At 74.3% G+C, this 24,414-nt stretch carries 18 protein-coding genes; 11 read left to right on the top strand and 7 right to left on the bottom strand.

Annotated features, from left to right (window positions below):
• Nucleotide 1: 1 nt before the first annotated feature.
• Nucleotides 2-2,518, bottom strand: a complete 2,517-nt coding sequence (locus ABD901_RS32650; protein ID WP_345132636.1) for a helix-turn-helix transcriptional regulator — start codon at nucleotides 2,516-2,518, stop codon at nucleotides 2-4.
• A gap of 227 nt (nucleotides 2,519-2,745) precedes the next feature.
• On the opposite strand from ABD901_RS32650, the gene ABD901_RS32645 reads away from it, so the two are divergent.
• Genes ABD901_RS32645 through ABD901_RS32630 form a run of 4 tightly spaced genes read left to right on the top strand, consistent with a single transcriptional unit; the run spans nucleotide 2,746 to nucleotide 7,805 of the window.
• The gene (locus ABD901_RS32645; RefSeq protein ID WP_345132634.1) at nucleotides 2,746-4,263 is read left to right on the top strand and encodes a dynamin family protein; all 1,518 of its coding nucleotides are present in this window, start codon (nucleotides 2,746-2,748) and stop codon (nucleotides 4,261-4,263) included.
• Between the two features lie 55 nt (nucleotides 4,264-4,318).
• Nucleotides 4,319-5,119 (top strand): nucleotide exchange factor GrpE, encoded by an 801-nt coding sequence (gene grpE / locus ABD901_RS32640; protein WP_345132632.1) that lies wholly within the window; start codon nucleotides 4,319-4,321, stop codon nucleotides 5,117-5,119.
• On the top strand, nucleotides 5,116-7,035 hold the full coding sequence (locus tag ABD901_RS32635) for a dynamin family protein (protein ID WP_345132630.1): 1,920 nt from the start codon (nucleotides 5,116-5,118) through the stop codon (nucleotides 7,033-7,035). Before grpE ends, ABD901_RS32635 begins: the two co-directional genes overlap by 4 nt.
• Before the next feature lie 14 nt (nucleotides 7,036-7,049).
• The gene (locus ABD901_RS32630; protein WP_345132628.1) at nucleotides 7,050-7,805 is read left to right on the top strand and encodes a hypothetical protein; all 756 of its coding nucleotides are present in this window, start codon (nucleotides 7,050-7,052) and stop codon (nucleotides 7,803-7,805) included.
• A gap of 139 nt (nucleotides 7,806-7,944) precedes the next feature.
• Here the strand turns inward: ABD901_RS32630 and ABD901_RS32625 are convergent, their stop codons facing one another.
• Nucleotides 7,945-9,486 (bottom strand): Hsp70 family protein, encoded by a 1,542-nt coding sequence (locus tag ABD901_RS32625; RefSeq protein ID WP_345132625.1) that lies wholly within the window; start codon nucleotides 9,484-9,486, stop codon nucleotides 7,945-7,947.
• A gap of 104 nt (nucleotides 9,487-9,590) precedes the next feature.
• On the opposite strand from ABD901_RS32625, the gene ABD901_RS32620 reads away from it, so the two are divergent.
• From ABD901_RS32620 to ABD901_RS32595, 6 genes are all read left to right on the top strand, one after another.
• The gene (locus ABD901_RS32620; RefSeq protein ID WP_345132623.1) at nucleotides 9,591-10,355 is read left to right on the top strand and encodes a glycerophosphodiester phosphodiesterase family protein; all 765 of its coding nucleotides are present in this window, start codon (nucleotides 9,591-9,593) and stop codon (nucleotides 10,353-10,355) included.
• Nucleotides 10,346-11,725: an MFS transporter gene (locus ABD901_RS32615; RefSeq protein WP_380139479.1), complete on the top strand. Its 1,380-nt coding sequence runs from the start codon at nucleotides 10,346-10,348 to the stop codon at nucleotides 11,723-11,725. Before ABD901_RS32620 ends, ABD901_RS32615 begins: the two co-directional genes overlap by 10 nt.
• A gap of 45 nt (nucleotides 11,726-11,770) precedes the next feature.
• Nucleotides 11,771-14,767: an AfsR/SARP family transcriptional regulator gene (locus ABD901_RS32610; RefSeq protein ID WP_345132619.1), complete on the top strand. Its 2,997-nt coding sequence runs from the start codon at nucleotides 11,771-11,773 to the stop codon at nucleotides 14,765-14,767.
• A 44-nt stretch (nucleotides 14,768-14,811) separates the two neighbouring features.
• Nucleotides 14,812-15,489, top strand: a complete 678-nt coding sequence (locus tag ABD901_RS32605; RefSeq protein WP_345132721.1) for a thymidine kinase — start codon at nucleotides 14,812-14,814, stop codon at nucleotides 15,487-15,489.
• Nucleotides 15,490-15,543: 54 nt separating this feature from the next.
• Nucleotides 15,544-16,806, top strand: a complete 1,263-nt coding sequence (locus ABD901_RS32600) for an MFS transporter (RefSeq protein WP_345132719.1) — start codon at nucleotides 15,544-15,546, stop codon at nucleotides 16,804-16,806.
• Nucleotides 16,807-17,075: 269 nt separating this feature from the next.
• Nucleotides 17,076-18,188 (top strand): erythromycin esterase family protein, encoded by a 1,113-nt coding sequence (locus ABD901_RS32595; RefSeq protein ID WP_345132617.1) that lies wholly within the window; start codon nucleotides 17,076-17,078, stop codon nucleotides 18,186-18,188.
• A 169-nt stretch (nucleotides 18,189-18,357) separates the two neighbouring features.
• Here the strand turns inward: ABD901_RS32595 and ABD901_RS32590 are convergent, their stop codons facing one another.
• From ABD901_RS32590 to ABD901_RS32580, 3 genes are all read right to left on the bottom strand, one after another.
• The gene (locus ABD901_RS32590) at nucleotides 18,358-19,305 is read right to left on the bottom strand and encodes an endonuclease/exonuclease/phosphatase family protein (protein WP_345132615.1); all 948 of its coding nucleotides are present in this window, start codon (nucleotides 19,303-19,305) and stop codon (nucleotides 18,358-18,360) included.
• Nucleotides 19,302-19,688, bottom strand: coding sequence for a VOC family protein (locus ABD901_RS32585; RefSeq protein WP_345132613.1), 387 nt, complete (start codon nucleotides 19,686-19,688; stop codon nucleotides 19,302-19,304). The genes ABD901_RS32590 and ABD901_RS32585 overlap by 4 nt, the downstream gene beginning before the upstream one ends.
• Before the next feature lie 74 nt (nucleotides 19,689-19,762).
• On the bottom strand, nucleotides 19,763-20,932 hold the full coding sequence (locus ABD901_RS32580) for a winged helix DNA-binding domain-containing protein (protein WP_345132611.1): 1,170 nt from the start codon (nucleotides 20,930-20,932) through the stop codon (nucleotides 19,763-19,765).
• A gap of 43 nt (nucleotides 20,933-20,975) precedes the next feature.
• Between ABD901_RS32580 and ABD901_RS32575 the strand changes: the two genes are divergently transcribed.
• Complete coding sequence (locus tag ABD901_RS32575) at nucleotides 20,976-22,649, top strand: acyl-CoA dehydrogenase family protein (RefSeq protein ID WP_345132609.1); 1,674 nt, start codon at nucleotides 20,976-20,978, stop codon at nucleotides 22,647-22,649.
• On the opposite strand, the gene ABD901_RS32570 is transcribed toward ABD901_RS32575, so the two are convergent.
• Nucleotides 22,642-23,613: a tyrosine-type recombinase/integrase gene (locus tag ABD901_RS32570; protein ID WP_345132607.1), complete on the bottom strand. Its 972-nt coding sequence runs from the start codon at nucleotides 23,611-23,613 to the stop codon at nucleotides 22,642-22,644. The two genes, ABD901_RS32575 and ABD901_RS32570, sit on opposite strands and share 8 nt — an antisense overlap.
• Nucleotides 23,614-24,249, bottom strand: a complete 636-nt coding sequence (locus ABD901_RS32565; protein WP_345132606.1) for a class I SAM-dependent methyltransferase — start codon at nucleotides 24,247-24,249, stop codon at nucleotides 23,614-23,616.
• Nucleotides 24,250-24,414 lie beyond the last annotated feature (165 nt).

Raw genomic sequence — 24,414 nt, 5'->3', positions numbered from 1 at the left:
CTCATCCAAGTTCCTCGATTGCGAGGGCGGCGGCCTCAGTGCGGGTGCGGGCGCCGAGCTTGCGCATGCCGGAGCGGATGTGGGTTTCGACGGTTTCGCGGGAGATGCCGAGCTGGCCGGCGATGCGTCTGGTGGGCTCGCCGTTGGCGACGAGGCGCAGCACGTCGCGTTCGCGGTCGGTGAGCTCGTCGCCGGCGCGGCGGCCGCGGGTGTCGCGGCGGATCGAGTGGCGGCGCAGGGCGCGGCGGGCCCGGCCCAGCAGCACGACGAGGCCGGCCTCCTCGGCGAGGCGTTCGGCCTGCAGCAGCGGCGGCACGGCCTGTTCGGCGCCGTCTTCGAGGATGCCCTGGGCGAGCAGGCAGCGGACCTCTTCGCGGCGGGCGAGCTCGTGCCAGGCGGCGGCGGCCTCGGCGAAGCGGACGGGTGCCTTCCACGCCTCGAGGGTGGCCCGCACGGGGGCGAGGGGGGCCTCGTCGTCGCCGGGGGCGGCGGAGACGCCGGCGTCGTGGGCGGCCCAGCGTGCGGTGATGCGGCGCAGGCCGTCGACGAGCGGGGAGGCGCCGTCCTGCGACACCGAGTAGGCCTGGTCGGGGCGGCCGTCGAGCCAGGCCGCCTCGCGGGAGACCCAGTCCAGGACGGGGCCGGTGGAGGCGGGGCGGTTCTGGAGGGCTTCGAGGCGGGCGCGGGCGGGGGCGAGCAGTCCGCCGTCGGCCTCGGCGAGGCTGGCGGCGGCGACGGCGTAGCCGCGGGCCAGGGCGGGCAGGGTCCGGTCGGCGAGGTCGCCGGCGCGGCGGACGACCTCGTCGATCTCGTCGCCGCGCAGGGCGTCGCACCACAGTTGCGCGGCCAGGAACCGGGTCTGCCAGCTGTAGGCGAGGTCGCCGGCGCAGGCGGCGGCGGCCGCGGCGGCGGCCTGTGCGGCCTCGGCGAGGCGGGCGTCGGCGGTCAGGGTCTCCACGAGCAGCCACGCCGACCAGCGGGCGGCGAGGGCGTCACCGGCCTGCCCGGCCGAGGATGCGGCGGAGGCGAGGCCGTACTCCCAGCCGGGCTGGCGGGTGCCGGCCCGCACGGCGGCGATCGCGGCGCGCAGGCCGGGGTGGGCGGGCGCGTCGCCGTGGATTTTGAGGAGCTCCTCGGCGCGGGTGAGTGCGCCGCCGGGGTCGGTGGTGAGCATGGACAGCAGCCGGATGCGGTCGCGGGCGCCGACGACCTCGGCGGGGGCGTCGTCGGGCACGTCGGTGACGGCGGCCGCGGCGGCGACCGGGTTGCCCTGCTGCAGCAGGGCTTCGCCGCGCAGGACGGCGGCGACCGGGTCGACGGCGCCGCCGTACAAGTTCGGGTCGAGGACGGTGAGGCAGGAGCCGGGGCGGCCGGCGGCCAGGGCGGCGCGGGCGGCGGCGACGCGGACCTCGGGCTCGACGTCGACGCCGGGCAGGCCGCAGGCGAGCAGCAGCAGTTCGGCGCGGTCGCCGGAGGACTCGGCGGCCGCGGCCGCGGCGACGGCGACCTGGTAGGCCTCGGCGGCGGAGCCGGCGGCGGCGAGGTGCCGGGCGGCCTCGCGGGGCGGGACGAGGGTGGCGAGGCGGCGGTGCAGCGCGGCCCGTTCCGGCGCCTCGAGCAGGCCGGCGGCGACCTCGGCGGTGTATGGGGAGACGGGCGCGGCGACGCCGTCGGTGAGCTCGACGAGGCCGGCCTCGACGAGCTCGGCGAGGCCCTCGCCGAGGACGGTGGCGGTGACGGGCCGGCCGAGCAGGCCCAGGGCGGCCATGGCGGTGCGGGCGGGGCGGGTGAGGTCGGCGAGGGCCCCGGCGACGGCGTAGGCGAGGCCCTTGTCGAGGCCTTCGCCGAGTCCCCCGCCCTGCGCGACGTGCTTGGCGAGGGTGACGACGGCGAGGGGCACGCCGCCGGCGCGGCGCACGAGGTCGGCGACGACGGCGGCGGGCGCGGACGGTGCGAGCTGGCGCACGAGGGCGGCGGCGGCGTCGGCGGGCATCGGCGGTACCGACAGCCATGCGGTCGCGGCGGCGCGCAGCGCGCGTTCGGCGTCGCCCGGTAGGCGGTGCGGTGTCCGCAATGTGACAACTATCCGACAGTGTTCGGCGATGGCCGGGAGGGCGGCCATCGTCAGCGGATCCGCCCACTGCAGGTCGTCGAGGAGCAACAGGCCGTGACGGACGCGGGAACGGACGGCCTCGGCGAGCAGTGGCGCCTCGTGTGACGGCAGTCGCACCCGCACCGCCCGTGACAGCGGCAGCGCCGGCACGCCGCGCAGCATCGCCAGGGCGCCGCCGGAGAACACGGCGCCGCGGAAGGACTCCCCGAGGCGCTTGAGCACGCTCGTGCGGCCCGTGCCCGGAGCGCCGGCGATGACCACCAGACCCGGGTTGTGCAGGGCTTCCACCGCCGCGGCGATCAGGTCGGGCGGCGGCCACACCGCGGTAGGAACGCTCGCCCGGCCGACCACCGCCGGCCCGGCCGCCGAGGCGGCGGCGGGCTCATCAGTCGGTGCCTCAGGCACGGGTCGCCTCCATTCCTGGCACGAACATGGGATCCTGCGCGCGCAGGATATTCGTAATGTGTGTGCCGTACGTGCGTGACATGACGGTACTGATTGCACCCAGGAGCGAATAATGAGCGAGGTCCACCCCTTGGACACCCGAGGGTACGTCGGCATTGTGGCTGAACCCACCGGCCTCGCGCAGTCGGTGATCAGTCTGTGCGCGACGTCGAAGCGGAGCTGACCCCGTGGCTCCAGGACCGCTGAGCTCCCGCGTGGCCGACCTGTGCGCCGAGGTCGGCAACCGTCTCGGTGGCGCCGCACAGGCCCAGGTGATCGACGTGCGGCGGCGGCTCGGCGAACCGCTGCGGGTCGCGATCGCCGGCCGCCTCAAGTCCGGCAAGTCGACCCTGGTCAACGCTCTCATCGGGCGGCGGGTCGCGCCGACCGAGGTCGGTGAGTGCACACGCATCGTCACCCAGTTCCGCTACGGCACCTCCGACCGCGTCGACGTGGTCAAGCGCAACGGCGCCCGGGTCAGCCTCCCCCTGGACGAGGCCGGCATGATCCCCCAGCGGCTCGGCGTGGCCCGCCACGAGGTCGCCTACGTCGACGTCACCCTCACCAGCGACCACCTGCGCGACCTGACCGTCGTGGACACCCCCGGCCTGTCCAGCGCCAACACGTCCGTGTCCGACCAGGCCCGCCGGTTCCTGTTCTCCGAGGCGCCGATCGACGACGACCTCGACTCCGACTCCGCCGGGGCCCTGTCCGGCGCCGAGGCGATCATCTACGTGTTCACGCAGTCGGTCCGCGAGGACGACGTGCAGGCCCTGGAGGCGTTCCGGTCGATCTCGGCGCGGCTGTCGAGCAACCCGATCAACTCCCTCGGCCTGTTCAACAAGGTCGACAAGCTCGCCGGCGGCGGGCAGGACCCGTGGCCGATCGTCGCGCCGCTGGCCAACGACCAGTCGAAGGTGCTGCGCCGGGTCGTCTCCGACGTCGTGCCTGTGGTGGGGCTGCTCGCCGAGACGACCGAGGCGGGCCGGCTCACCGCCGCCGACTGCGAGGCGCTGCGCCAGCTCGCCGCACTGCCGCAGGGTGAGCGGACCGTGCTGCTGGCCTCCGTCGACCTGTTCACCAGCCGCGAGTGCCCGGTGACCCGCGAGTCGCGGGAGCGGCTGCTGCGCCTGCTGGACCTGTACGGCATCAGCTTCGCCATCGCCCAGCTGGTCGGCAAGCCGACCCTGGCCACCGGCGAGCTCGTCCGGATGCTGTTCCAGGCGTCCGGGTTCCCGCGGCTGCGCCAGACCCTCGACCACGCGTTCCGGTGGCGCACCGACGCGATCAAGGCCGGGTGGGCGCTGTCGAGCCTGGAGAAGATCGCCAGCCACGCCGAGCGGCCCCACGACCGGGAGCTGCTGCGCGACGCCATCGAGCGGGTGCTGCAGCAGCCCGAGTCGCACCGGCTGCGGCTGCTGGAGGTCGCGCAGCTGGTCACCACCGGCGCCGTGGACCTGCCCGACCAGATGGAGGGCGAGCTGACCCGCCTGGCGCTGTCCAACGACCCGGGCTGGATCCTCAACCTGGCCGGCTCCGACCGCGACCAGATGGTCCGGGCCGCGCTGGACGCCGCGACCCGCTGGCGCGCCTACGCGGTGGCCGGCGCGTCGCCGTCGCAGTCGCGGGTGGCGCTCGTCGCGCACCGCGGTTTCTACCTGCTGTCCCAGCGCATCCGCGGCGGGGGGCAGGGCAATGCCCGTTAACCGACCGATCTCCAGCCCAGCCAACAGCCGAGGCCCCCACCCCCAGGAGCCGAGAATGTCCTCCAACAGCCTGCGCCTCATCGCGGTCGCCGTCGCGCTGATCATCGCGGTGCTCACCGGCGCGGCGACCGGCCTGCTCAGCGGCGCACCCGACTGTCCCGGCGGGACCGTCGCCGCGCCGCCGGCGGCCAACCCGACGGCCGGCGCGTCGAAGGCCGGCACGCCCGAGCAGCCCGACGCGAACGCCGCGAACCAGGCGCAGACGGTCAAGACGGCGGCGTGCACGTCGCGGCAGTCCTTCGGCGTCGTGCCGGCGCTGACCGCGTTCGTCGGCACCCTGTTCGTCGGTGCCGCGCTGCTGCTGCTGTTGCTGCTGGCGTCCCGCCGGCCCGCCGGGGCGGCCGCCCCGGTGTCCGCGCCGCCCGGACGCGGCGGCGGCCAGGCCGACGCCGACCGGCGCGCGCTGGTGCAGGCGTCGATCTACGTGCGGGACCGGGTCACCAGCAAGGCCCTCGGCGACCGGCTCGGCGCCGCCCTGCACGAGGCGGGCGTCACCACCCTCGAACCGAACGGGGTCCGGTTCGACCCGGCGCACCACGAGGCCGGCGGCACCACACCGACCAACGACCCGGCGCTGAGCGGGCAGATCTCCGGCGTCGAGGTCCCCGGCTACCTCGACCGCGACGGCCGGGTCCTGCGGGCCCCGATCGTCACCGTGTTCCAGGCCGGGCGCAGCGCCGGCGGCGCCACCGGCGCCCACCCGACGGTCCAGCCGCACCAGACCGGCCAGCACCCGGTCAACCAGCACACCAACCAGCACACGACGCAGCAGCCGCGCAGAGAGCAGCCACGATGACCTCGACGTCCAACCCACCCGCCGGGCAGCAGCAGGCGGCGAAGAAGCCGGCCGACCCGACCGCGGCGCTGGGCAAGCTGCTCAAGGCCGGCGTCGACGGCAGCCTCGCCTACCTGCGCAAGATCGACCCGGACGCGGCGTCCGACATCGACACCGAGCGGCGCCGCGACGTGCAGCGGCCCCGCATCGTCGTGGTCGGCGAGACCAAGCGCGGCAAGAGCTCCCTGACGAACATGCTCATGGGCGTGCCCGGCCTGTCGCCGGTCGACGCCGCCGTGGCTACCGCCTCCTACCTGGAGTTCAAGCACAACCCGCAGCACGGCGCCCGCGCCTACGTCCCCGGCCGCGAGGACCCGATCCCGCTCGGCCTGAGCGACCTGCGCGACTGGGGCACCGTGCTGGGCCGGCTGCCCGACGGGATGCGCCCGCCGCGGCACATCGAGGTGCACCACTCGGCGCCGCTGCTGCAGTACCTGACGCTCATCGACACCCCCGGCACCGGCGGCCTGGACTCGATGCACGCCGAGGTCGCCATGGACGCCGTGGAGAAGGCCACCGCGCTGCTGTTCGTCGTCGACTCGTCCTCGCCGTTCTCCAAGCCGGAGATGAACTTCCTCATCGAGGCCAGCAAGAAGGTCAACTTCGTGCTGTTCGCGCTGACGAAGGTCGACGCGTACCCGGGCTGGCGCACCATCCTCGCCGACAACAAGGGCCAGCTGCAGGCCCACGCGCCGCGGTTCGCCTCGGCGCCGTGGTTCCCGGTCTCGGCCCGCCTGGCGGAGCTGGCGATGCAGATGCCGAAGGAGTCGGCCGGCGAGCTGATCCGCGAGTCGCGCATCGCCGAGCTGCAGCACGCGCTCATCGACCTGGCCAGCAAGGGCCACCTGCTGCAGCAGGCCAACGTGCTGCGCTCGGTGCGTTCGGAGTACATCCGCGTCGACCAGGAGCTCGGCGACCGGATGAAGGCCACCGACCCCGACCCGGCCGACGCCGAGCGGGCCAAGGAGGAGCGCGCCCAGGTCGCCACCCGCAAGCGCACCGAGTCGCGGCAGTGGTCCCTGGCGCTGTCGACGGAGACCCAGCGGGCCCGGGTCGAGGCCACCACGCGGCTGCGTAACTACATCACGCAGCTGCAGGAACAGTTCATGGAGAAGATCGACAAGGGCGGGCGCAGCGACATGAGCGAGCTGCCCGCCGAGCTGGACAAGGCGCTGTACGCGCTGAGCGTCCGGCTGTCGCACGACCTGGAGTTCCGCTTCCGCAAGGTCGGCGAGCGGGTCCTGGCCCAGGTGTTCCACCCCAACGAGCTGCAGCACGTGCTGCGCGGGCTCAACGCCCGGCTGCGTCACGCCCTGGGCACCAAGCCGCGCCGCGACGGCGGGCAGGGCGACGGCGCGATGGTCGTGATGTCCTCGGCCGGTATGGCCATGATGGCCGGCCGCGGCGCGATGATGGCCGGCGGTGCCGCCCTCGCGGGCGTGGCCGGCGGTGCGCTCATCATCCCGGTCCTCGGCGTCGGCCTCGGCCTCGCCGCCGGCGCCTACATGATCTTCAAGCGCAAGAGCATGGCCGACAAGGTCACCGCCCGCACCTGGCTGCGGGAGGTCCTCGGCGAGGCCCGGGCCGCGCTGTCCGACGAGATCATGCACCGGTTCACCGACCTGCAGTACGCGCTGACCCTCGCCCTCGACGAGGCGATCGAGCGGCGGCTCAAGCAGCTCGACGCCCACATCGCGAACATCGACAAGTCGTTGGCCGAGGACAAGGCCGAGCGCGCCAAGCGCAAGGCCGTGCTGAACACCGAACGAGAGGGCCTGCGCTCCCGCATCAAACAGGTCGACGAGGTGCTGGTGCGCATCCGCGCGCTCACCCCGAACGCGCCTGGCGACGCGGGCGAAGCGCCGGCCGAGGCGTAGGGGGTCGAGTTTCGATGGACGGGCACTGGGACTGGGCGGAGGGCGGCGACGACGCCGACACCGCGGACCTCGGCGGCGACGCGGGCCACGACCTGCACTCGGAGTTCTCCGAGGACTACGGCGCCGACTTCGGCGACGGCGGGCACGACGACCTGCACGGCGGGTTCGGCGTCGAGGACCACGACCTCGGCGGGCACCTCGACGCCCAGCACGGCGACGACTCCCTCGAGGAGCCGATGGGCACCGAGCACGCCACGGCCGAGTACGACCAGGCCCTGCACGAATCCACCGACGGCCACGACGGCGGCCCCTACGACGAGGACGCGGGCCACGACCCCGGCCACGACGGCGGCGGCGACCCCGGCCACGACGACGGGCACGACGGGCAGCAGCACGAGGACGTCCTGCACCGCGACGACGAGGAGCAGCCGGGGCACGAGGCCGCGTTCGGCGCCGACCCCGACGTCCACGCGGGCGCCGACGACCCCGCCTGGCACGAGGTGCAGTTCCCGCAGGAGCTGCACCTCGACGACCCGCCCGAGCCCGTCGACGGGTTCCCGTGGAGCGACGCCGACGTCCTCGGCGGCGGCGACCACAGCCTGTCCGCCGCCTACGACCCGGCCGTGGCCGAGCACGGCGGCGCGGAGCCGGGCGGCCTGGCCGACTACGCCGGCGTCGACGTGCCGTCCGGCGCCGACCCGTGGAGCCTGCTGCTGGGCTCCGAGGACCCGGCCACCAGCAGCCTGGCGACCTTCTGGCTGCCGCAGTAACGAGCACCAAACCAAGGCAGTAACGAGCACCAAACCAAGGCAGTAACGAGCACCAAACCAAGGCAGTAACGAGCAGCAAAACAAAGCGGCGCCGGTACCCTCACGAGGTACCGACGCCGCTTTTGGCTTTGGCAGAAACTCAGCTGAGCGCCGTGTAGAGCAGGATCACGAACAGCACCGCCACCAGCACGAGGACCACCACGATCACGGCGATCCAGTTGCGCTCGGTCGCCTCGCCCTGCTGCGCCGGCGCCTGCCGGGCCGCCTGCGGCGGGAACGGGCCGGGGCGGGCCGGCTGCACCGGCTGCTGCACGACAGGCTGGACCACCGGCTGCGGCGCCGGCTGGGCCCGGAACACCGGCTGCGGCTGCGGCGGCACCGGCCGCTGGACGGGCTGCTGCACCACCGGCGGGCGGGGCTGCACCACCGGCTGCTGGACCGGCGGGCGCTGCACCGCCGGGGACACCGGCACACCCGACATCGGCGCCGCCGACACCGGCGCGTGCTGCGCCGCCTGGACGGGCCGGGCGGGCTGCGGCTGCACCGGCGCGACCGGGCGGGCCGGCTGCGGCGCCGGCGTCACCTGCCGCGGCGTGCCGGACGTGCCGCCCGGCGTGACCGCCGCGCCGATACACAGCGCGCCCTCGACCACGACCGTCTCCGGCTGCTCCAGCGTCGTCGGGGCCACGCCCAGCTCGGTGTGGATGAGGTGCGCGGCGAGGGGGATGCGCGACGAGCCGCCGACGAGGAAGATGCCGACGAGGTCCTTGGGCTGCAGCCGCGCCGACTCGATCGCCCGGCGCAGGCACGCCACGGTGCGCTCCAGGTAGGGGCGCACGAGGGTCTCGAGCTCCTCGCGGGTCAGGTGCGCGTCGATCTCCATCGACGGGATGTGGATGTCCGTCGACGCGGTCCGCGACAGCATCTCCTTGGCGCCTCGCACGTCCTCGTACAGCATCCGCCGCAGCCGCCGGTCCGAGGCGTCGGTCGGGTTGGCCAGCGACGCCCACTTCTGCGGGTGCGACTCCGAGTACGTCTTGCCGAGGTGCTCGATGATGGCGTGGTCGAAGTCGAGGCCGCCGACGTCGGGCAGGCCGTCCTCGGCGAGGACCTCGAACCCGGACTGGGTGCGGCGCACCACTGTCGCGTCGAACGTGCCGCCGCCGAGGTCGTAGATGGCCAGGCTCCGCCCGACCGGCACCGCCGAGCCGAGCACGGCGGTGAAGTACGACGCGGCGCCGACCGGCTCGGCGATCAGCCGCGGCGTGCCCAGGCCCGAGATGCGGGTCGCCTCGATGAGCAGCGACCGGCGCCGCTCGCCCCACCGGGCCGGGTGCGTCAGGCGCACCTCCTCCGGTGCCGCGCCCAGCTGGCGCCTTGCCTCCGCGTTCACCTGGCTCAACACGTGCGCGAACAGCCGCGGCACGGGCATCGGGTGGTCGCCGATGAACACCTCGCCGTCGTCGATGCGCCGCTTCGGGTTGGGCTCGAAACGGGCCGGGTCGAGCCGGGCGTTGCGCTCGGCGTCCCGGCCGACGAGGACCTTCCCGTCGGTGTTGAAGTACAGGGCAGAGGGCAGCAGGGGGGAACCGTCGAACAGCAGCGGTCGCATCCGCGCATCCGCCGTGCGGACCATCGCAACCGTGTTCGACGTGCCGAAGTCGATGCCGAGCACGCGCATGTGCGTCACCCTACCTTTGCCGTTCCGCGCTCTGCGTCGGCCGTCAAGCCTGCCGTAACCCGCCGTTGCGCAAAGTTGACCGAAGATCGCTGCATACTGACCGCGTGAGACAGCAGGTCCCCTACCTCGACGCGCCAGGACCGCTGGGCTTCGCCCACCGCGGCGGGGCGTCAGCCGGTGACGAGAACACGACAGCGGCGTTCGCCCGTGCGGTCGGACTCGGTTACCGCTACATCGAAACCGACACGCACGCCACCGCCGACGGGGTCGCGGTCGTGTTCCACGATGACACGCTCAGGCGGCTCCTGGGGCGCCCGGGTCGGATGATCGACTTACGGTGGGCGGACCTGCAGACCGAGCGGGTCGGCGGCGCCGCCGCGGTCCCCCGCCTCGACGAGGTCCTCGACGCCTACCCGGACATCCGGTTCAACATCGACACCAAGACCGAGCACGCGGTCGCGCCGACCGTCGAGGTCGTCGAGCGGCTCAAGGCGCACGAGCGGGTGCTGCTGGCCTCGTTCTCCTCCGCCCGGCTGCGGCGCATGCGGCGCCTCGCCGGGTCCGCCGTGGCGACCTCCATGGGCATGCGCGAGGTCGCCGGGCTGTGGGCGGCCTACCGGACCGGTCGCCGCTACACCCCCGCCGAGACCGTCGTGGCGATCCAGATCCCGCCGCGGTACGGCAGGATCCCCCTCGCCACCGCGAAGCTCGTCGACTACGCCCACCGGTGCGGGCTGCAGGTGCACCTGTGGACCATCGACGACCCGGACGAAATCGCCCACTTCCTCGACCTCGGTGTAGATGGCATCATGACCGATCACATCGAGGTGCTGCGCGACGTGTACATCCAGCGCGGCATCTGGCCGTGACGCGCGTCCAGGAAGGGTCCACAGTGGAGCTCAGCACTCGTCGTGAACGGGTCGGCTGGTACTTCTACGACTGGGCCAACTCGGCGTTCTCCACCACCGTCATCACCGTCTTCCTCGGCCCCTACCTGACGTCCATCGCCGAGAAGGCGGCCGGCTGTGTCGACGACGGCTGCGACGACGCCGTCATCCACCCGCTCGGCCTGTCGATCGCGCCCGGCGCCCTGTTCCCCTACACGGTGTCGCTGTCGGTGCTGCTGACCGTGTTCGTGCTGCCCGTCGTCGGCGCCATCGCCGACCGGTCGCCGCGCAAGAAGCAGCTGCTGGCGCTGTTCGCCTACATCGGCGCCGGCGCCACCGCCGCGATGCTGTTCCTCACCGGCGACCGGTACCTGCTCGGCGCCGGGCTGTTCCTGCTGGCGAACGTCGCCTTCGGCGCGTCCGTCGTGGTGTACAACTCCTTCCTGCCCCAGATCGCCGACGAAGAGGACCGCGACCGGGTGTCCAGCTTCGGCTGGGCCTGGGGTTACCTCGGCGGCGGCCTGCTGCTGCTGCTCAACGTCGCCGCGGTGCTCATGAAGGACAGCCTGGGCCTGTCCACCGGCGAGGTCGCCCGCTACAGCCTCGTCTCCGCCGGCCTGTGGTGGGCCGGGTTCACGACCATCCCGCTGCTGCGGCTGCGCAACCGGCCCGTCGCCGACGAGGCCGCCGTCGTGACCGGCAACGTGCTCACGGCCGGGTTCAGCCAGCTGTGGCGGACCCTGCGCGGCCTCAAGGCCTACCCGCTGACCCTGTTCTTCCTCGCCGCCTACCTCATCTACAACGACGGCATCCAGACCGTCATCTCCCTGGCCAGCCAGTACGGCACCGAGGAGCTGCAGCTGGACCAGAGCGTGCTGGTCCCGACCATCCTCATGGTGCAGTTCCTCGCCTTCGCCGGCGCGCTGCTGCTGGGCCGCCTCGCCCGGGCCATCGGCGCGTGGAAGACGGTCCTGGTCAGCCTCGTGCTGTGGACGCTGGTCGTCCTCGTCGCGTTCTTCCTGCCGGCCAAGCAGGCGGTGCCGTTCGTCATCCTCGGCGGCGCCATCGGCCTCGTCCTCGGCGGCAGCCAGGCCCTGTCCCGGTCGCTGTTCTCCCAGCTGATCCCGAAGGGCAAGGAAGGCGAGTACTTCGGCATCTACGAGATCTCCGACAAGGGCACAAGCTGGCTCGGCCCGCTGCTGTTCGGCCTCGCCTACGACCTGACCCGCAGCTACCGGATCGCGATCGTGTCACTGCTGGTGTTCTTCGTCGTAGGGTTCATCGCCCTCGCGTTCGTGCCGATCCGCCGGGCCATCGAACAGGCCGGCAACACCCCGCCCGAGCGGCTCTGACCGGCACCTGTCGCCTGGATGACACCCTGCGTTACTGTTCGGTTCGTGCGATACCGGCTGCTCGGTCCGCTCGAAGTCGACGTCGACGGACGCCGGCTGGAGATCTCCGCGGCCCGCGACCGGATCCTGCTCGTCATGCTGCTGCTGCAGCCCAACCGGGTCGTCACGCTGCCCCGGCTGGTCGACGCCGTCTGGGGCGACGCCGCACCGGCCACCGCCCGTGCGCAGCTGCACACCTGCGTGTCCCGGCTGCGCCGGCAGCTGCCCGGCGCCATCCACACCGACACCGCCGGCTACCGGGTCCTGGCCGGCGATGACGAGCTCGACACGCTCGTGTTCGGCCGGCTCGTCGCCGACGGCCGCGCCGCCGTCGCCGCCGGCGAGCTGCAGGCCGCCCGCAAGCACCTGCGCGACGCCCTCGAGCTGTGGCGCGGCCCCGCCCTCGCCGGCGTCGACAGCCCCAGCGTCCAGGCCGCCGCCGTGGCCCTCGAGGAGCGGCACAGCAGCGCCCTGGAGGACTGCATCGACGTCGAGCTGCAGCTGGGCCTGCAGGCCGAGCTGATCAGCCAGCTGACCGGCCTCGTCGAGCAGCACCCGCTGCGGGAACGGCTGCACGGGCAGCTCATGACGGCCCTGGCCCGGGTCGGGCGCACCGCCGACGCGATCGCCGTCTACCTGCGCCTCGCCGACGCCCTCGACGACGAGCTGGGCCTGGCACCCAGCGCCGCGCTGCAGGAGTTGTACCGCGGGCTGCTGCAACCGGCCGGCGGATCGTCCCCGGCGGATCGGGCGCCCGGGCCGGCGCCGCTGTCGAGCCTCAACCACCCCGGCCGCGGCATGCCCGTGCCGACCCCGTGGACGCTGCCGCGCGACGTCGCCGACTTCTCCGGCCGCGACGACCTCGTCGACCGGCTCGTCGCCGCCGCCCGCGCCGGCCGCGACGACATGCCCGTCGTGCTCACCGTCGACGGGATGGCCGGCGTCGGCAAGACCAGCCTCGCCGTCCACGTCGCGCACCTCGTCGCCGACCGGTACCCCGACGGGCGGCTCTTCGTCGACCTGCGCGCACACAGCGAACGGCCCCCGCTGGCCGCGCACGACGCCCTCGGGGTGCTGCTGCGCAACCTCGGCATCGACACCGAACGCGTCCCGGTCGACCCCGACGAGCGCATCGCCCGCTGGCGCACCGAGCTCGCCCAGCGGCGCATGCTCGTCGTGCTCGACAACGCCGCCGACCCCGGCCAGGTCACGCCGCTGCTGCCCGGCGCGTCGGCGAGCCTCGTCATCATCACCAGCCGGCGGCGCCTCGGCGGCCTCGACGGCGCCTGCAGCGTCTCCCTCGACGTGCTCGACGACGCCGACGCCGCCCGGTTCGTCACCACCGTCGTCGGTGAACGCGCCGCCTCCGACCCCGGCGCCACGGCCGAGGTCGTCCGGCTGTGCGGCGCGCTGCCCCTCGCGCTGCGCCTCGCCGCCGCCCGCCTCGCGCACCGGCCGTCGTGGACCGTCGCCGACCTCGCCGAACGGCTGCGGCAGGCCAACCCGGCCCCGATCGACCTCGCCGTCGACGGGCGCTCCACCCACGCGGCGTTCGACCTGTCGTACCGGCAGCTGGACGAGCCCGCCCAGCGGCTGTTCCGCCTGGCCGGGCTGCACCCCACCGGCGAGTTCAACGTCCGCGTCGCCGCCGCCCTGTCCGGCCTGCCGATCCGCGACGCCGACGAGCTGCTGAGCCGGCTCGTCGACGCGCACCTGCTCATCGAGCCCGTCGCCGGCCGGTTCCGGCTGCACGACCTGCTGCGCGAGTACGCCGCCGGCCTCGCCGCCGCCGACCCCGAACGCGAACCGGCCACGACCCGGATGCTGGACTTCTACCTGCAGGCCACCGCCGCCGCGACCCGCCCGTCGGAGCAGGGCCGCCACCGCGGCCAGATCGACGACGCCGAACCCGGCCCGTCCGTGCCCCGCTTCGCCGACCACACCGCCGCGTGGCGGTGGCTCGAGCTGGAGCAGGGCAACGTCGTCGGCGCCGTGCACCTCGCCGACCGCAACGGCCTGCACCGGTACACGAGCCTGATCACCCGGGCGCTGTGGCTGTACCTGTTCCGCAACTCGCTCAACGAGCTGTCCATCGACCTGCACGAGCGGGCGCTGGCCGCCGCCGAGGCCCTCGCCGACGACGACCTGGTCGCCATGGCCCGCAACTACCTGGCGTCGGCGTTCGTGCGGGCCGGGCGCTGCGACCTCGCCGCCGAACAGCTCAACAAGATCATCGACCATCCGGCGTGGCGGTACCGGGCCAGCAACAACCTCGCCGCCGTCTATGTGTTCTCCGGTCGCTTCGCCGAGGCCCTCGCCCTGCTCGAGGAGTCGATGGCGGCGCGGCGAGGCGACGACACCGGCCTGTCGGAACAGTGGGTGTGCCTGGCCACTGCGCTGCGTCACGTCGGGCGGACCGACGAGTCGCTCAACGTCGCCCGTCGCGTCCTGGCCGTCGGCCGCGCCGCCGGCGGCACCCAGCTGGCCGCGTCCGGGACCCTCGAGCTGGCGTTCATGCGCCAGAAGCTCGGCCAGCACCGCCTCGCCGCGCTGCTGCTGCGCTCGCTGCTCGACCGCGCCATCCCGCAGGTCGGCCCGGCCGCCGTGTGCGAGGCCCGCAGCCTGCTCGGCCTGAGCCTGCAGGCCCTCGGCCGCCCAGCCGACGGCCTGGCGCTGCTGGAGGCCGCCCGGCGCCAGGCCGAGCACCTCGACCCGTCCACCGTGTGCATCATCGACAACAACCTCGGCGTCGGCCTGCACGCCGTCGGCCGCCTCGAGGAGGCCAAGCACGTGCACGCCCGCGCTCTGGAGCGGGCGATGCGCATCGGCTACACCGTCGAGCAGGCCCGCGCCTACGAGGGCCTCGGCCGGTGCAGCACCGAGCCGCGCCTGGCCCGCCAGCGCCTGCAGGCCGCCCTCGACCTGTACGACGCGATGGGCGCCACACAACGCGAGCAGGTCGCGGCGCGCCTGCGGGCCATCGACGAGCCCGGCGGCAAGTAGGCTCTCACGCCGTGACGCCAACCGACGACGACCCCGACGCCTGCGTGGCCGCCGGCGACAGCCGCCTGCGCCGCGGCGGCCGGCTGAAGTTCTTCTACGGCCCGATGGACTGCGGCAAATCCACCCTCGCGCTGCAGATGGACTACAACCACGCCCGGCAGGGCCGCCACGGCCTGGTCCTGACCACCATCGACCGGGCCGGCCCGGGCCGGCTCAGCACCCGCATCGGCCTGGGCAAGGACGCCGTCGACGTCGCCGGCCTCGACCTGCGCGCCCTGGTCCGCGACCGCTGGGCCCGCGGCATCCGCGTCGACTACCTCATCTGCGACGAGGCCAGCTTCTACACCGTCGAGCAGATCGAGCAGCTGGCCGACCTCGTCGACAACTCCGACGTCGACGTGTACGCCTTCGGCCTGGCCACCGACTTCCGCACCGCCCTGTTCCCCGCCGCGCAACGCCTCTTCGAGCTCGCCGACGAGGTCACCAAGGTCCAGGTCGAGGTGCTGTGCTGGTGCGGCCGCTCCGGCCTGCTCAACGCCCGCATCGTCAACGGCGTCATCGCCCGCGAGGGCGACCAGGTCGTCATCGGCGACACCGCCGCCGACGACGGCGGCGAGGCCCCGCCCGCCGACGTGCACTACCAGGTCCTGTGCCGCCGCCACCACCGCGTCGGCAACCTCGGCCCCGCCGCCCGCACGGGGGGCCAGCTCCGCCTGGTCTGAATTTCGGATGCCGTGTGCCGGTGCCGCCGCTACGCTGCGGCACCTGTGAGCCTGATGGACCGCCTGCGGGAGCTGCGCATCGACGGCCGCCCGCTGCGGCGCCGCGACTTCCGCCTGCTCACCGCCAGCGGCGTCATCACCATGTTCGGCAGCTTCATCACGATCGTGGCCGTACCGTTCCAGCTCAAACAGCTGACCGGCTCCTACGTCGCCGTCGGCGCGGTCGGCGTCGCCGAGCTCGTCCCCATGGTGGTCTTCGGCCTGTGGGGCGGCGCGATCGCCGACGCCGCGGACCGCCGGCGGGTCATCCTGTGGTGCGAGGCCGCCATGGCCACCTGCACCGCCGGCCTGCTCGTCAACGCCCTGCTCCCGCATCCGGCGATCTGGCCGCTGTACCTCGTCGCCGCCGCCGTCGCCGCGCTGGACGGCCTGCAGCGCCCGTCCTTGGACGCGCTCATCCCGCGGCTGGTCCCCCGCGAGGAGATGACCGCCGCCAACGCGTTGCAGGGCCTGCGGTACCAGATCGGCGCGATCGCCGGCCCCGCGGTCGGCGGCGCCCTCGTGGTCGCCGCGGGCGTCCCGGCCGCCTACGCCATCGACGCCCTCACCTTCCTCGCGTCCATCGCCCTGCTCTTCGCGCTGCGCCCGGTCCCCCCGTCGGAGCACGCCGAACGCCCGAGCCTGGCCGGCATCGCCCGCGGCGCCCGGTACGCCTGGTCCCGCCCCGAACTGCTCGGCACCTACTTCGTCGACCTGGCCGCGATGTTCCTCGCCATGCCGATGGCCCTGTTCCCGTTCGTCGCCGACGAGCTGCACGCCCGCTGGGCCCTGGGCCTGCTCTACGGTGCCCTGCCAGCGGGTGCGATGCTCGTCTCCCTCACCAGCGGCTGGGCCTCCCGGGTCCACCACCACGGCCGCGCCGTCCTCATCGCCGCCGGCGTGTGGGGCCTGGCCATCGCCGCCTTCGGCGCCGCCCCCGACATCTACACCGCCCTGGCCCTGCTCGTCGTGGCCGGCGCCGCCGACATGGTCAGCGGCCTGTTCCGCTCCACGATCTGGAACCAGACCATCCCCGACCACCTGCGCGGCCGCCTCGCCGGGATCGAGCTGCTCTCCTACTCGATCGGCCCGACCGCCGGCCAGCTCCGCTCCGGCGTCATGGCCGGCCTGACGGGCCTGCGCCCGGCGATCGTCTCGGGCGGCCTGCTGTGCGTGGCCGCGGTCGCCGCCTGCACCGCCCTGATGCCCGGCTTCACCGCCTACGACGAGCGCACGTCCGACCCCGCCACAGTTGGCCTCGACGCCAGCCGGAACTGACAGGCGGAGTGCTTCCGCGTACCACTCGCCAGTGGTGTGGTGCCATGCAACCGCGCCTTTGACGCAGGCGTCGAGTGCCTCGTCATGGCGCCCGACCGCCGCTGAGGCTCATCGGCCGGGAAATGCACGAAGAGGTGTTCGTCGCGCGGATCGCTGCCGCCGCGCCAACCGAGCTGCAGCGGGATCGTCGTGTTTGAGGGTTTTGGCTCGTCATAAGGCCAGATCTGCCGGGAAGGCTCAACCGTCGGTTCAGCGATAGCGTCGAAGGTATGGATATCGGCATCAAAGGCGCCGTTCGCAGTGTTGACGCTGCCGCCGTGCTCGGGTTGTTGCCGGCTCGGCCGCGGCTGCTGGCGCTGGGTGAGCCGACCCACGGCGAGGACGTGCTGCTCGAGCTGCGCAACGAGCTCTTCCGGCAGCTCGTCGAGCACGGCTACCGGACGATCGCGGTCGAAAGCGACTGCGTGGCGGGCCTGGTCGTGGACGACTACGTCGCCGCGGGCGTGGGGACGCTCGACGACGTCATGGAGCGCGGCTTCAGCCACGGGTTCGGCCGATCGCCGGCCAACCGCGAGCTCGTGCGCTGGATGCGCGCGTACAACGACGGCCGGCCCGGCGCGGAGCGGCTGCGGTTCGCCGGGTTCGACGGGCCGCTGGAGATGACCGGCGCGGCCAGCCCCCGGCAGGCACTCACCGCGCTGGACGACTACCTCGGCGCCGATCGGGCGGCGGCGCTCGACCGGCTGATCGGCGACGACGAGCGGTGGACCGAGCCCGCCGCGATGATGGACCCGGCGCGGTCCGTGGGGCGGACGGCCGAGGCGGACGAGCTGCGGCTGCTCGCCGACGAGCTGGTGGCGCTGCTCGACGTGCAGGCGTCCGAGCGGGTGCGGATGTTCGGGCGCACCGCCGTCGGGTTGCTGCGGTACCACCACTGGATGGCCGACGAGTCGCCGGACCGCATCGCGGAGCTCGTCAAGACGCGGGCCGCGATGATGACCGGCAACCTCCTTGCCGTCGCCGAGCGCGGGCCGGCGCTGGTCTACGCCCACAACGGCCACCTCCAGCGCAGCAGCGACACGAGCGCCGGGGCGACCGTCGGCGCGCAGCTGGGCGACGGGTACGCCTTCCTGCCCACGGCCATCGGCACCATCCGCCACCGCGGCGTGGACACCCCGCCCCCGGACACCATCGAGGGGCTGCTGTATGCGCTCCCGGAAGACCGGTACGTGGTCGACGCCCGCCCACTCGGCGACGTGACGCTAGCGCCGCGCGTGTCGCCGTGGTTCGGCTACGCGCCGCTCGACCCGGCCCGCATCAACGACTGCGACGGGATCGTGTTCGTCAAGGACGCCCCGGCCGGGCCGACATGGTGGCCGTGACGCAGCACGGCGGCAGCACCAGCGCCGCAGCGGCCGCCCAACGCACGGACCCACCCAGCGCGGCAGGACCAGCTCGGCGACGACCGCGCGGGTGGTCGCTTGCCGGCGTCCGCCGGGTGCCGAACTTGCGCAGGCCGAGCGCGGCGGCTGGCCAACGCGTGGACCCCGGTCAGCGCGCAGGCAGGATCAGCTCGGCGACGACCGCGCGGTGGTCGCTGCCCGGCGTGCGGCGGGTGCCGAACTCGCGCACGCCGACCCGCCGGTCCGCCAGGACGTGGTCCAGGGTCACCGGCGGTGTCCAGAACGGCAGCGTCTCGGTCTTGTACGGCCACGTCGCCGACAGCCCCCGCCCCCGCGCCGCGGCGGCGTCCCGGTAACCCGCCCGCACCAGACGCCGCAGCGGCGCGTGGTCGAGCGTGGCGTTGAAGTCGCCGAGCAGGATGCGCGGCGGTCCCGACGGGTCCGGGAGGTGCTGCTCGGCCAGGTTCGCCGACCACACCCCGGTCCGCAGCGGGTGCGGCGGATACGGGTGCACAGACTCGATCAGGACCGCCCCGGCACCGGGCACGTGCACCGTCGCCGAGGTCTGGGCCAGGTGCATCGGCTCGAGGATCCGGATGGTGGGCGCGCCGATCGGGTGACGGCTGAACAGGGCGGAACCGCGTCCGCCCGGCTGTGGGGCGACCACCCGGTGCGGCAGGAGCGCATCGATGCCGGCCTCGTCGAGCGCGGCCAGGCCCTCGGCGGTCAGCTCCTGCAACGCCAGGACGTCGATGTCGTCGACCTTCACCTGCTCGGTCAGCGACGACGTGGCCCCGGTCCCGTACAGGAGGTTGGCGCTCATCACCCGCAGGCGCACCCCGTCCGCGGGCGCCCGGGCCGGGATCAGGCGGGGAACCACCAGCGCCGCCAGGAGCAGCCCGCAGGCCAGGCACGCCAGGGCCGGGGCGACGGCGCCGAGCGTGAGAGCGATCGCGCCGACGGCCAGGGCGCCGGCGGCGGCATACGGCGTGTAGGACACCAGCTGCACCAGCGGCGTCCCGCGCTCGGCGCCGAGAACGCGCACGGCCGTGAACGCGAGCGCCAGTGCGGCGATCACCCAGAATGTCGCGGTCACGCGGCCGCCTCGGGGTCGGCGGCGAGGCAGAACGGGTGGCCGGCCGGGTCGAGGAACACCGTCCAGCGGCCGTCGCCGGGCTGGGTGGCCGCACGGGTGGCGCCGAGGGCGAGGAGGCGCTCGGCGGCCCCCGACGGGTCGGGGGCATACAGGTCCAGGTGGAACTGCTGCGGGGCGGCCGGGTCGGGCCAGCGTGGCGGGCGGTAGTCGGGCACCCGCTGGAAGCACAGGTTGATCCCGCCCGGCTGGACCGGGGCCAGCGCGACCTGGTCCGAGCTGTCGTGCTCCCGGATCGCGCCGGTCACCGCCTGGTAGAAGTCCGCAAGCCCCCGTGGGTCGGCGCAGTCGAGGGTGACCGAGCCGACGCGTGCTACCGCCGTCATGGGCAGACCGTACCCAGGGGGTCTGACAATTTGCCGCCCCGCAGCCAATTTGCGTCCCGCAGCGGGCAACTGGCTCAAGACTGGGCGAGCTTGCGTTCCAGCGGGGCGCGGAACCGCGGGGTGACCCGCGCGTCGCCGAGCCAGCCCGCAAGCTCCTGCGCGGCGGCGGAGACGGCGCGGCGAGTGGCCGCAGGGACGTCCTCCACCAGCTCGAACGCGACCTCGCCCGTCTGGCGTTGGGCCCAGCCGCCGATGATGCGCCCGTCGGCCCAGACGGTCGGGCCGGCGTTTCCGGTGCGGTCGAAGAGGGTTGGGGCGTGGCTGCCGAGGTACCACATCCGGCTTTGAAATCCCATCACCGTCGGGTCGAGGCTGGGCAGCAGGGCGACCCACGGGCCGGGCGACGGGACCGGGGCGGTGTCGTCGGGCAGGACGTAGCCCGTCTCGCCGCCGTCCAGGGTCACCTCGACCGCCTCCAGGGCGCGCAGCGCGGCGCGGGCGTGGGTCATCGTCCAGCCGGTCCACCACTTGAGGTCGGCGGCGGTGGCGGGGCCGAACCGGGCGAGCCACGCGCGGGCGAGCTCGGTGCGGGCGTGTGCGGGGTCGAGGTCGGGCATGGGTTCGGGGAGCCAGTCGGCGGCGCACGACCAGGCGTACTGGCTGCTGATCCAGGTGCCGAGCGGGCGTCCGCGCACGATGCGGCCGTCGGCGGCGAGCAGGAACAGCAGGCGGCTGGTGACGTACTGGTTGCCCTGCGGGAAGACGAGCAGGGTGCGCAGGCGCGGCTCGTCGGCGGCGAGCTGGGCGGCGGTGGCGGTGCCGCGGCGGCGCAGTGCTTCGTAGGTGGACTCCTCGACGTCGGACAGCCAGGCGGCGTCCTGGCCGCTGCCGGCCTCGGCCAGGTGGCGCAGCAGCAGCTTGCGCTGGTCGGCGGCGATGGCCCGGGTGGCGGCGGCCTGCACGGTCGCGGCGAAGCCGGTCGGTACGACGAACATGGTGCGGCGCATGCCGAGCATCCGCAGCAGGGTCCGCCGCTCGTACAGCGCGTCCTCGAGCGTCTCGACCAGCGGCGTGTGCAGCCGGGCGGAGACGGACAGGTGCACGGTCGCGGGGTCGGTGGCGTGCAGGGCGACGAGGTCGGCGGCGACGTCCTCGGGGCGCTTGCCGGGCGGGACGGGGCCGGCCAGGCCGTGGCGCCAGGCGAGGCGGGCGCGGCGCTGCTCGGTGTCGATGTGCAGGGTCACGGTTACCAGTATCGCCGCCGTACCGGGCGGTAACCTGTGGGGCATGACGCGTTTCGTGCAGACCGGCCCGTCGTTGCGTGATCCGTACACGGCCGACCCCCAGCTGCGCGGCTGGCTCGACCGGCTGCTCGGCGAGGACGGGCACGCGGCCGCCAAGCAGCGCCTCGCCGACCTGTCCGCCGAGGTCGTCGGGCCGCTGCGGGCGGCGCACCACGACGCCGAGACGCACCCACCGACGCTGACCCGCTTCGACGCGTGGGGGCGGCGCGTCGAGCGGGTCGACACGTCGGCCGGCTGGCAGGCGCAGCGGGCCGCGGCGGCCCGGCACGCCGTCGTCGCGCTGCCGTACCTGCCGGACGCGCACGCGACGTGGGGGCCGGGGGCGCGGGTCGTGCAGCATGCGCTGCTGCACCTGTGGGGTCCGGAGTCGGCGACGTTCTCCTGCCCGGTCGCGATGGCCGACGGCGCCGCGGCGCTGCTCACCCAGACCGGTGCGCAGCCGCAGTGGCTTGCCCGTCTGGTGTCCACCGCCCCGGCGGTCGCGGTCACGTCCGGGCAGTGGATGACCGAGTCGCAGGGCGGCTCCGACATCGCCCGTTCCACCACGGCCGCCCGGCCCGACGCGGGCGGGTGGCGGTTGACCGGCGACAAGTGGTTCTGCTCCGCGATCGACTCGGCGATGGCCGTCGCGCTGGCCCGCCCCGAGGGCGCCGGTCCCGGCAGTCGCAACCTGGTTCCTTATCTGGTACCTCGTTACGCCGCCGACGGCGCATCGCCCGCGGCCGGGCTGCAGGTGCTGCGGCTCAAGGACAAGCTCGGCACGCGTTCGGTGCCGACGGGCGAGGTCCGCCTGGACGGCGTCGAGGCGTTCCCACTCGCCGACCCGGCCGCGCCCGGCCTGGCCACGATGATGACCCTGGTCGTGGTGACCCGGCTGCACAACGCCGCCGCGGCCGCGGGCGGGATGCGCCGCGGCCTGGAGTACGCGCTGGGCTACGCCGCCGAGCGCACGATCGCCGGCGGGGTCCTGGCCGACAACCCGCTGCACCGCGCCACCCTCGGCGGCCTGGCCGTCGACGCGGCCGGCGCGTTCGCCCTCGCCATGCACGGCTTCGCGCTGCTGGGCCGGGCCGAGCACGGCGACGCCGAAGCGGCCGCCGAGCTGCGTCTCGCCGCGCCCCTGGCGAAGCTGACGACCGGCCGGCTCGCGGTGGCGTCGGCGAGCGAGTACCTGGAGTGCTTCGGCGGCGCCGGCTACGTCGAGGACACCGGCATCCCGCGGCTGCTGCGCGATGCGCAGGTGCTGCCGATCTGGGAGGGCACCACCAACGTCCTCTCCGTCGACGTGCTGCGCGCCCTGTCCGGCGGCGACGGCATCGCGCCGCTGCTGCACCGGCTCACCGCCGCCGCGGACGCCGGCACGCACCGCCGGCCCGGCGTCGCCGAGGCCCTGAGCGCGGCGGCGGCCCGGCTGGCCGCCGACGCGGCGACCGCGGCCGCGGACCCGCGCAGCCCGCGCGTCGTGGCCGGCGCCCGGGAGCTGGCGCTGCGGCTGGGGCACGCGCTGACGGCGGCGCTGCTGCTCGAACATGCGGCGTGGGCGGCCGAGCGCGGCGACGAGCGCCCGGCACTGCTGGCGTCGTTGTGGATTCTGCGCCGGCTCGGGCAGGCCGACGTGTCCGCCGAGCTGCACGAGCACTTCAACCAGCTCATCTAGGTGTGGTACGCCTGGATCGCGCCGCAGCCAGGGTGTAGGCCGGGTCGCGGTCCAGGTTGTGCCGGTCCCGGTCGTAGCGGCGGGTGGTGCGCGGGTCGGCGTGCCCCATCGCGTCCTGGACGTCTTCGAGGGGGACGCCCTCGTCGCGGGCGGTCGTGGCGAACGCGTGGCGCAGCGAGTGCGGCGACAGCCGCTCCCAGGCCGGCACCCCCGCGTCCCGGGCGAGCCGGCGCACCAGCCGGAACACGGCGTGCCGGTCGACCCGCCCGCCGGTCGCGGTCGCGAACAGCGGCCCGGGCGCGTCGCCGCGGGCCGGCAGGTAGTCCTCCAGGGCCCGGATCACGCCCGGGGTCAGCGCCCGCCGGCGCGCCTTGCCGCCCTTGCCGACGAACCGGACGGTGCGGTGGCCGCGCTCGGCGCCGAGATCCTCCAGATCGAGGGCGACGACCTCGCCGACGCGCAGCCCCAGGTCGGCCAGCAGCGCCAGGACAACCCGGTCCCGGGCGGCGGTCGGCCCGTCGAGGCGCTCCGCGGCGGCGAGCATCGCGTCGACCTCGCCGGCGCTGAGCCCGACGGTCGCCGAAACGTCCCGGGCCACGCGGGGCCGGTCGGCGCCGCCGACCGGGTTGGCGGCGACCGCCTCCAGCCGCAGCAGGAACACGTACCAGCTCGACAGCGCCGAGAGCTTCCGGGCGACGCTGGCCGGTGCGAGGACCCGCCCGGTGCGCCCGTCCACGGTGGACTCCAGCTCCCGGGCGTAGGCGTTGACGTGCAGGAACGACGCACGCAGCGGGTCGAGGTCGCGGCCGGCGCACCAGGCCACGTACTGCTGCACGTCGCGGCGGTACGCGGCCCGGGTATGCACCGACAGCCGCCGGTTGGCCAGCCACGCGTCGGTGAACTCGCCGAACTGCTCGACGGTCGCGGGCAGGCCGGCCGGCGGGATGCGCGAGGGCGTCGTCATCTACGGGTTGACCGACCACACCGTGGTGCGCTTCACCGGCGTGTCCTCGAGCGTCTGCGGCACGGGCACGTCGTACTCGGCCAGCAGCGTCAGGTGGTCCTTCGGCAGGTAGGCGCGGCCGGGGTCGCCGACGAGGACGGTCGCGCCCCGCGCCGCGGCCCGGCGCAGGTAGTCGAGCATCCGGCGGGTCATCTCGCGGCTGTAGAACACATCACCGGCCAGGACGACGTCGGCGTCGGGCTCGGTCTCGAGGATGTCGGCCAGCCGCGCGGTCACCTCGACGTCGTTGGCCCGCGCGTTGATGCCGATCGCGGTCACCGCGAGGGCGTCGATCTCCACGGCGGTGACGCGGGCCGCGCCGGCCTTCATCGCCGCGATCGCCACCAGCCCGGACCCGGCGGCCAGGTCGAGCACGTCACGCCCGGCGAGCAGGTCGGGCCGGTCGAGCACGTAGCGCGCCAGGGCCTGCCCGCCGGCCCACGCGAACGCCCAGAACGGCGGCGGCATCTGCCCGCCCTGATCGGTTTCGGTCCGTTCCCACAGCTCGATGGCCTCGTCGGCCAGGTGCAGCAGTACCTCGGGCGTGAGCGGCACCGGCGCGAGGCGCGTGTTCGCCAGGACGAATTGCGTGGTCATCGCGACGGACGGTACCAAGCCCGCCTGTCACTCGTGCGTGCGACGCCCCGGGCGGGCCGCCGCGGGTACCGTCACGCCATGGGGGGCGATGCCGTATTCGCCTGGATCGTTCTCGGCCTTGCAGTGGCCGTGCTGGTCCTGCTCGCCCTGTATGTCGACTCGTGG

The organism is Dactylosporangium darangshiense (assembly GCF_039537565.1).
GTDB classification, from domain to species: Bacteria; Actinomycetota; Actinomycetes; order Mycobacteriales; family Micromonosporaceae; genus Dactylosporangium; species Dactylosporangium darangshiense.
Note: the sequence above shows the minus strand (reverse complement) of the source record. Positions and strands in the feature narration are given on the sequence as shown.

Coding starts and splice junctions, on each gene's coding strand:
- ABD901_RS32575 (WP_345132609.1), top strand. CDS start 20,976: ATGACGCGTTTCGTGCAGACCGGCCCGTCGTTGCGTGATCCGTACACG.
- ABD901_RS32635 (WP_345132630.1), top strand. CDS start 5,116: ATGACCTCGACGTCCAACCCACCCGCCGGGCAGCAGCAGGCGGCGAAG.
- ABD901_RS32570 (WP_345132607.1), bottom strand. CDS start 23,613: ATGACGACGCCCTCGCGCATCCCGCCGGCCGGCCTGCCCGCGACCGTC.
- ABD901_RS32565 (WP_345132606.1), bottom strand. CDS start 24,249: ATGACCACGCAATTCGTCCTGGCGAACACGCGCCTCGCGCCGGTGCCG.
- ABD901_RS32585 (WP_345132613.1), bottom strand. CDS start 19,688: ATGACGGCGGTAGCACGCGTCGGCTCGGTCACCCTCGACTGCGCCGAC.
- ABD901_RS32630 (WP_345132628.1), top strand. CDS start 7,050: ATGGACGGGCACTGGGACTGGGCGGAGGGCGGCGACGACGCCGACACC.
- ABD901_RS32625 (WP_345132625.1), bottom strand. CDS start 9,486: ATGCGCGTGCTCGGCATCGACTTCGGCACGTCGAACACGGTTGCGATG.
- grpE (WP_345132632.1), top strand. CDS start 4,319: ATGTCCTCCAACAGCCTGCGCCTCATCGCGGTCGCCGTCGCGCTGATC.
- ABD901_RS32600 (WP_345132719.1), top strand. CDS start 15,544: ATGGACCGCCTGCGGGAGCTGCGCATCGACGGCCGCCCGCTGCGGCGC.
- ABD901_RS32595 (WP_345132617.1), top strand. CDS start 17,076: ATGGATATCGGCATCAAAGGCGCCGTTCGCAGTGTTGACGCTGCCGCC.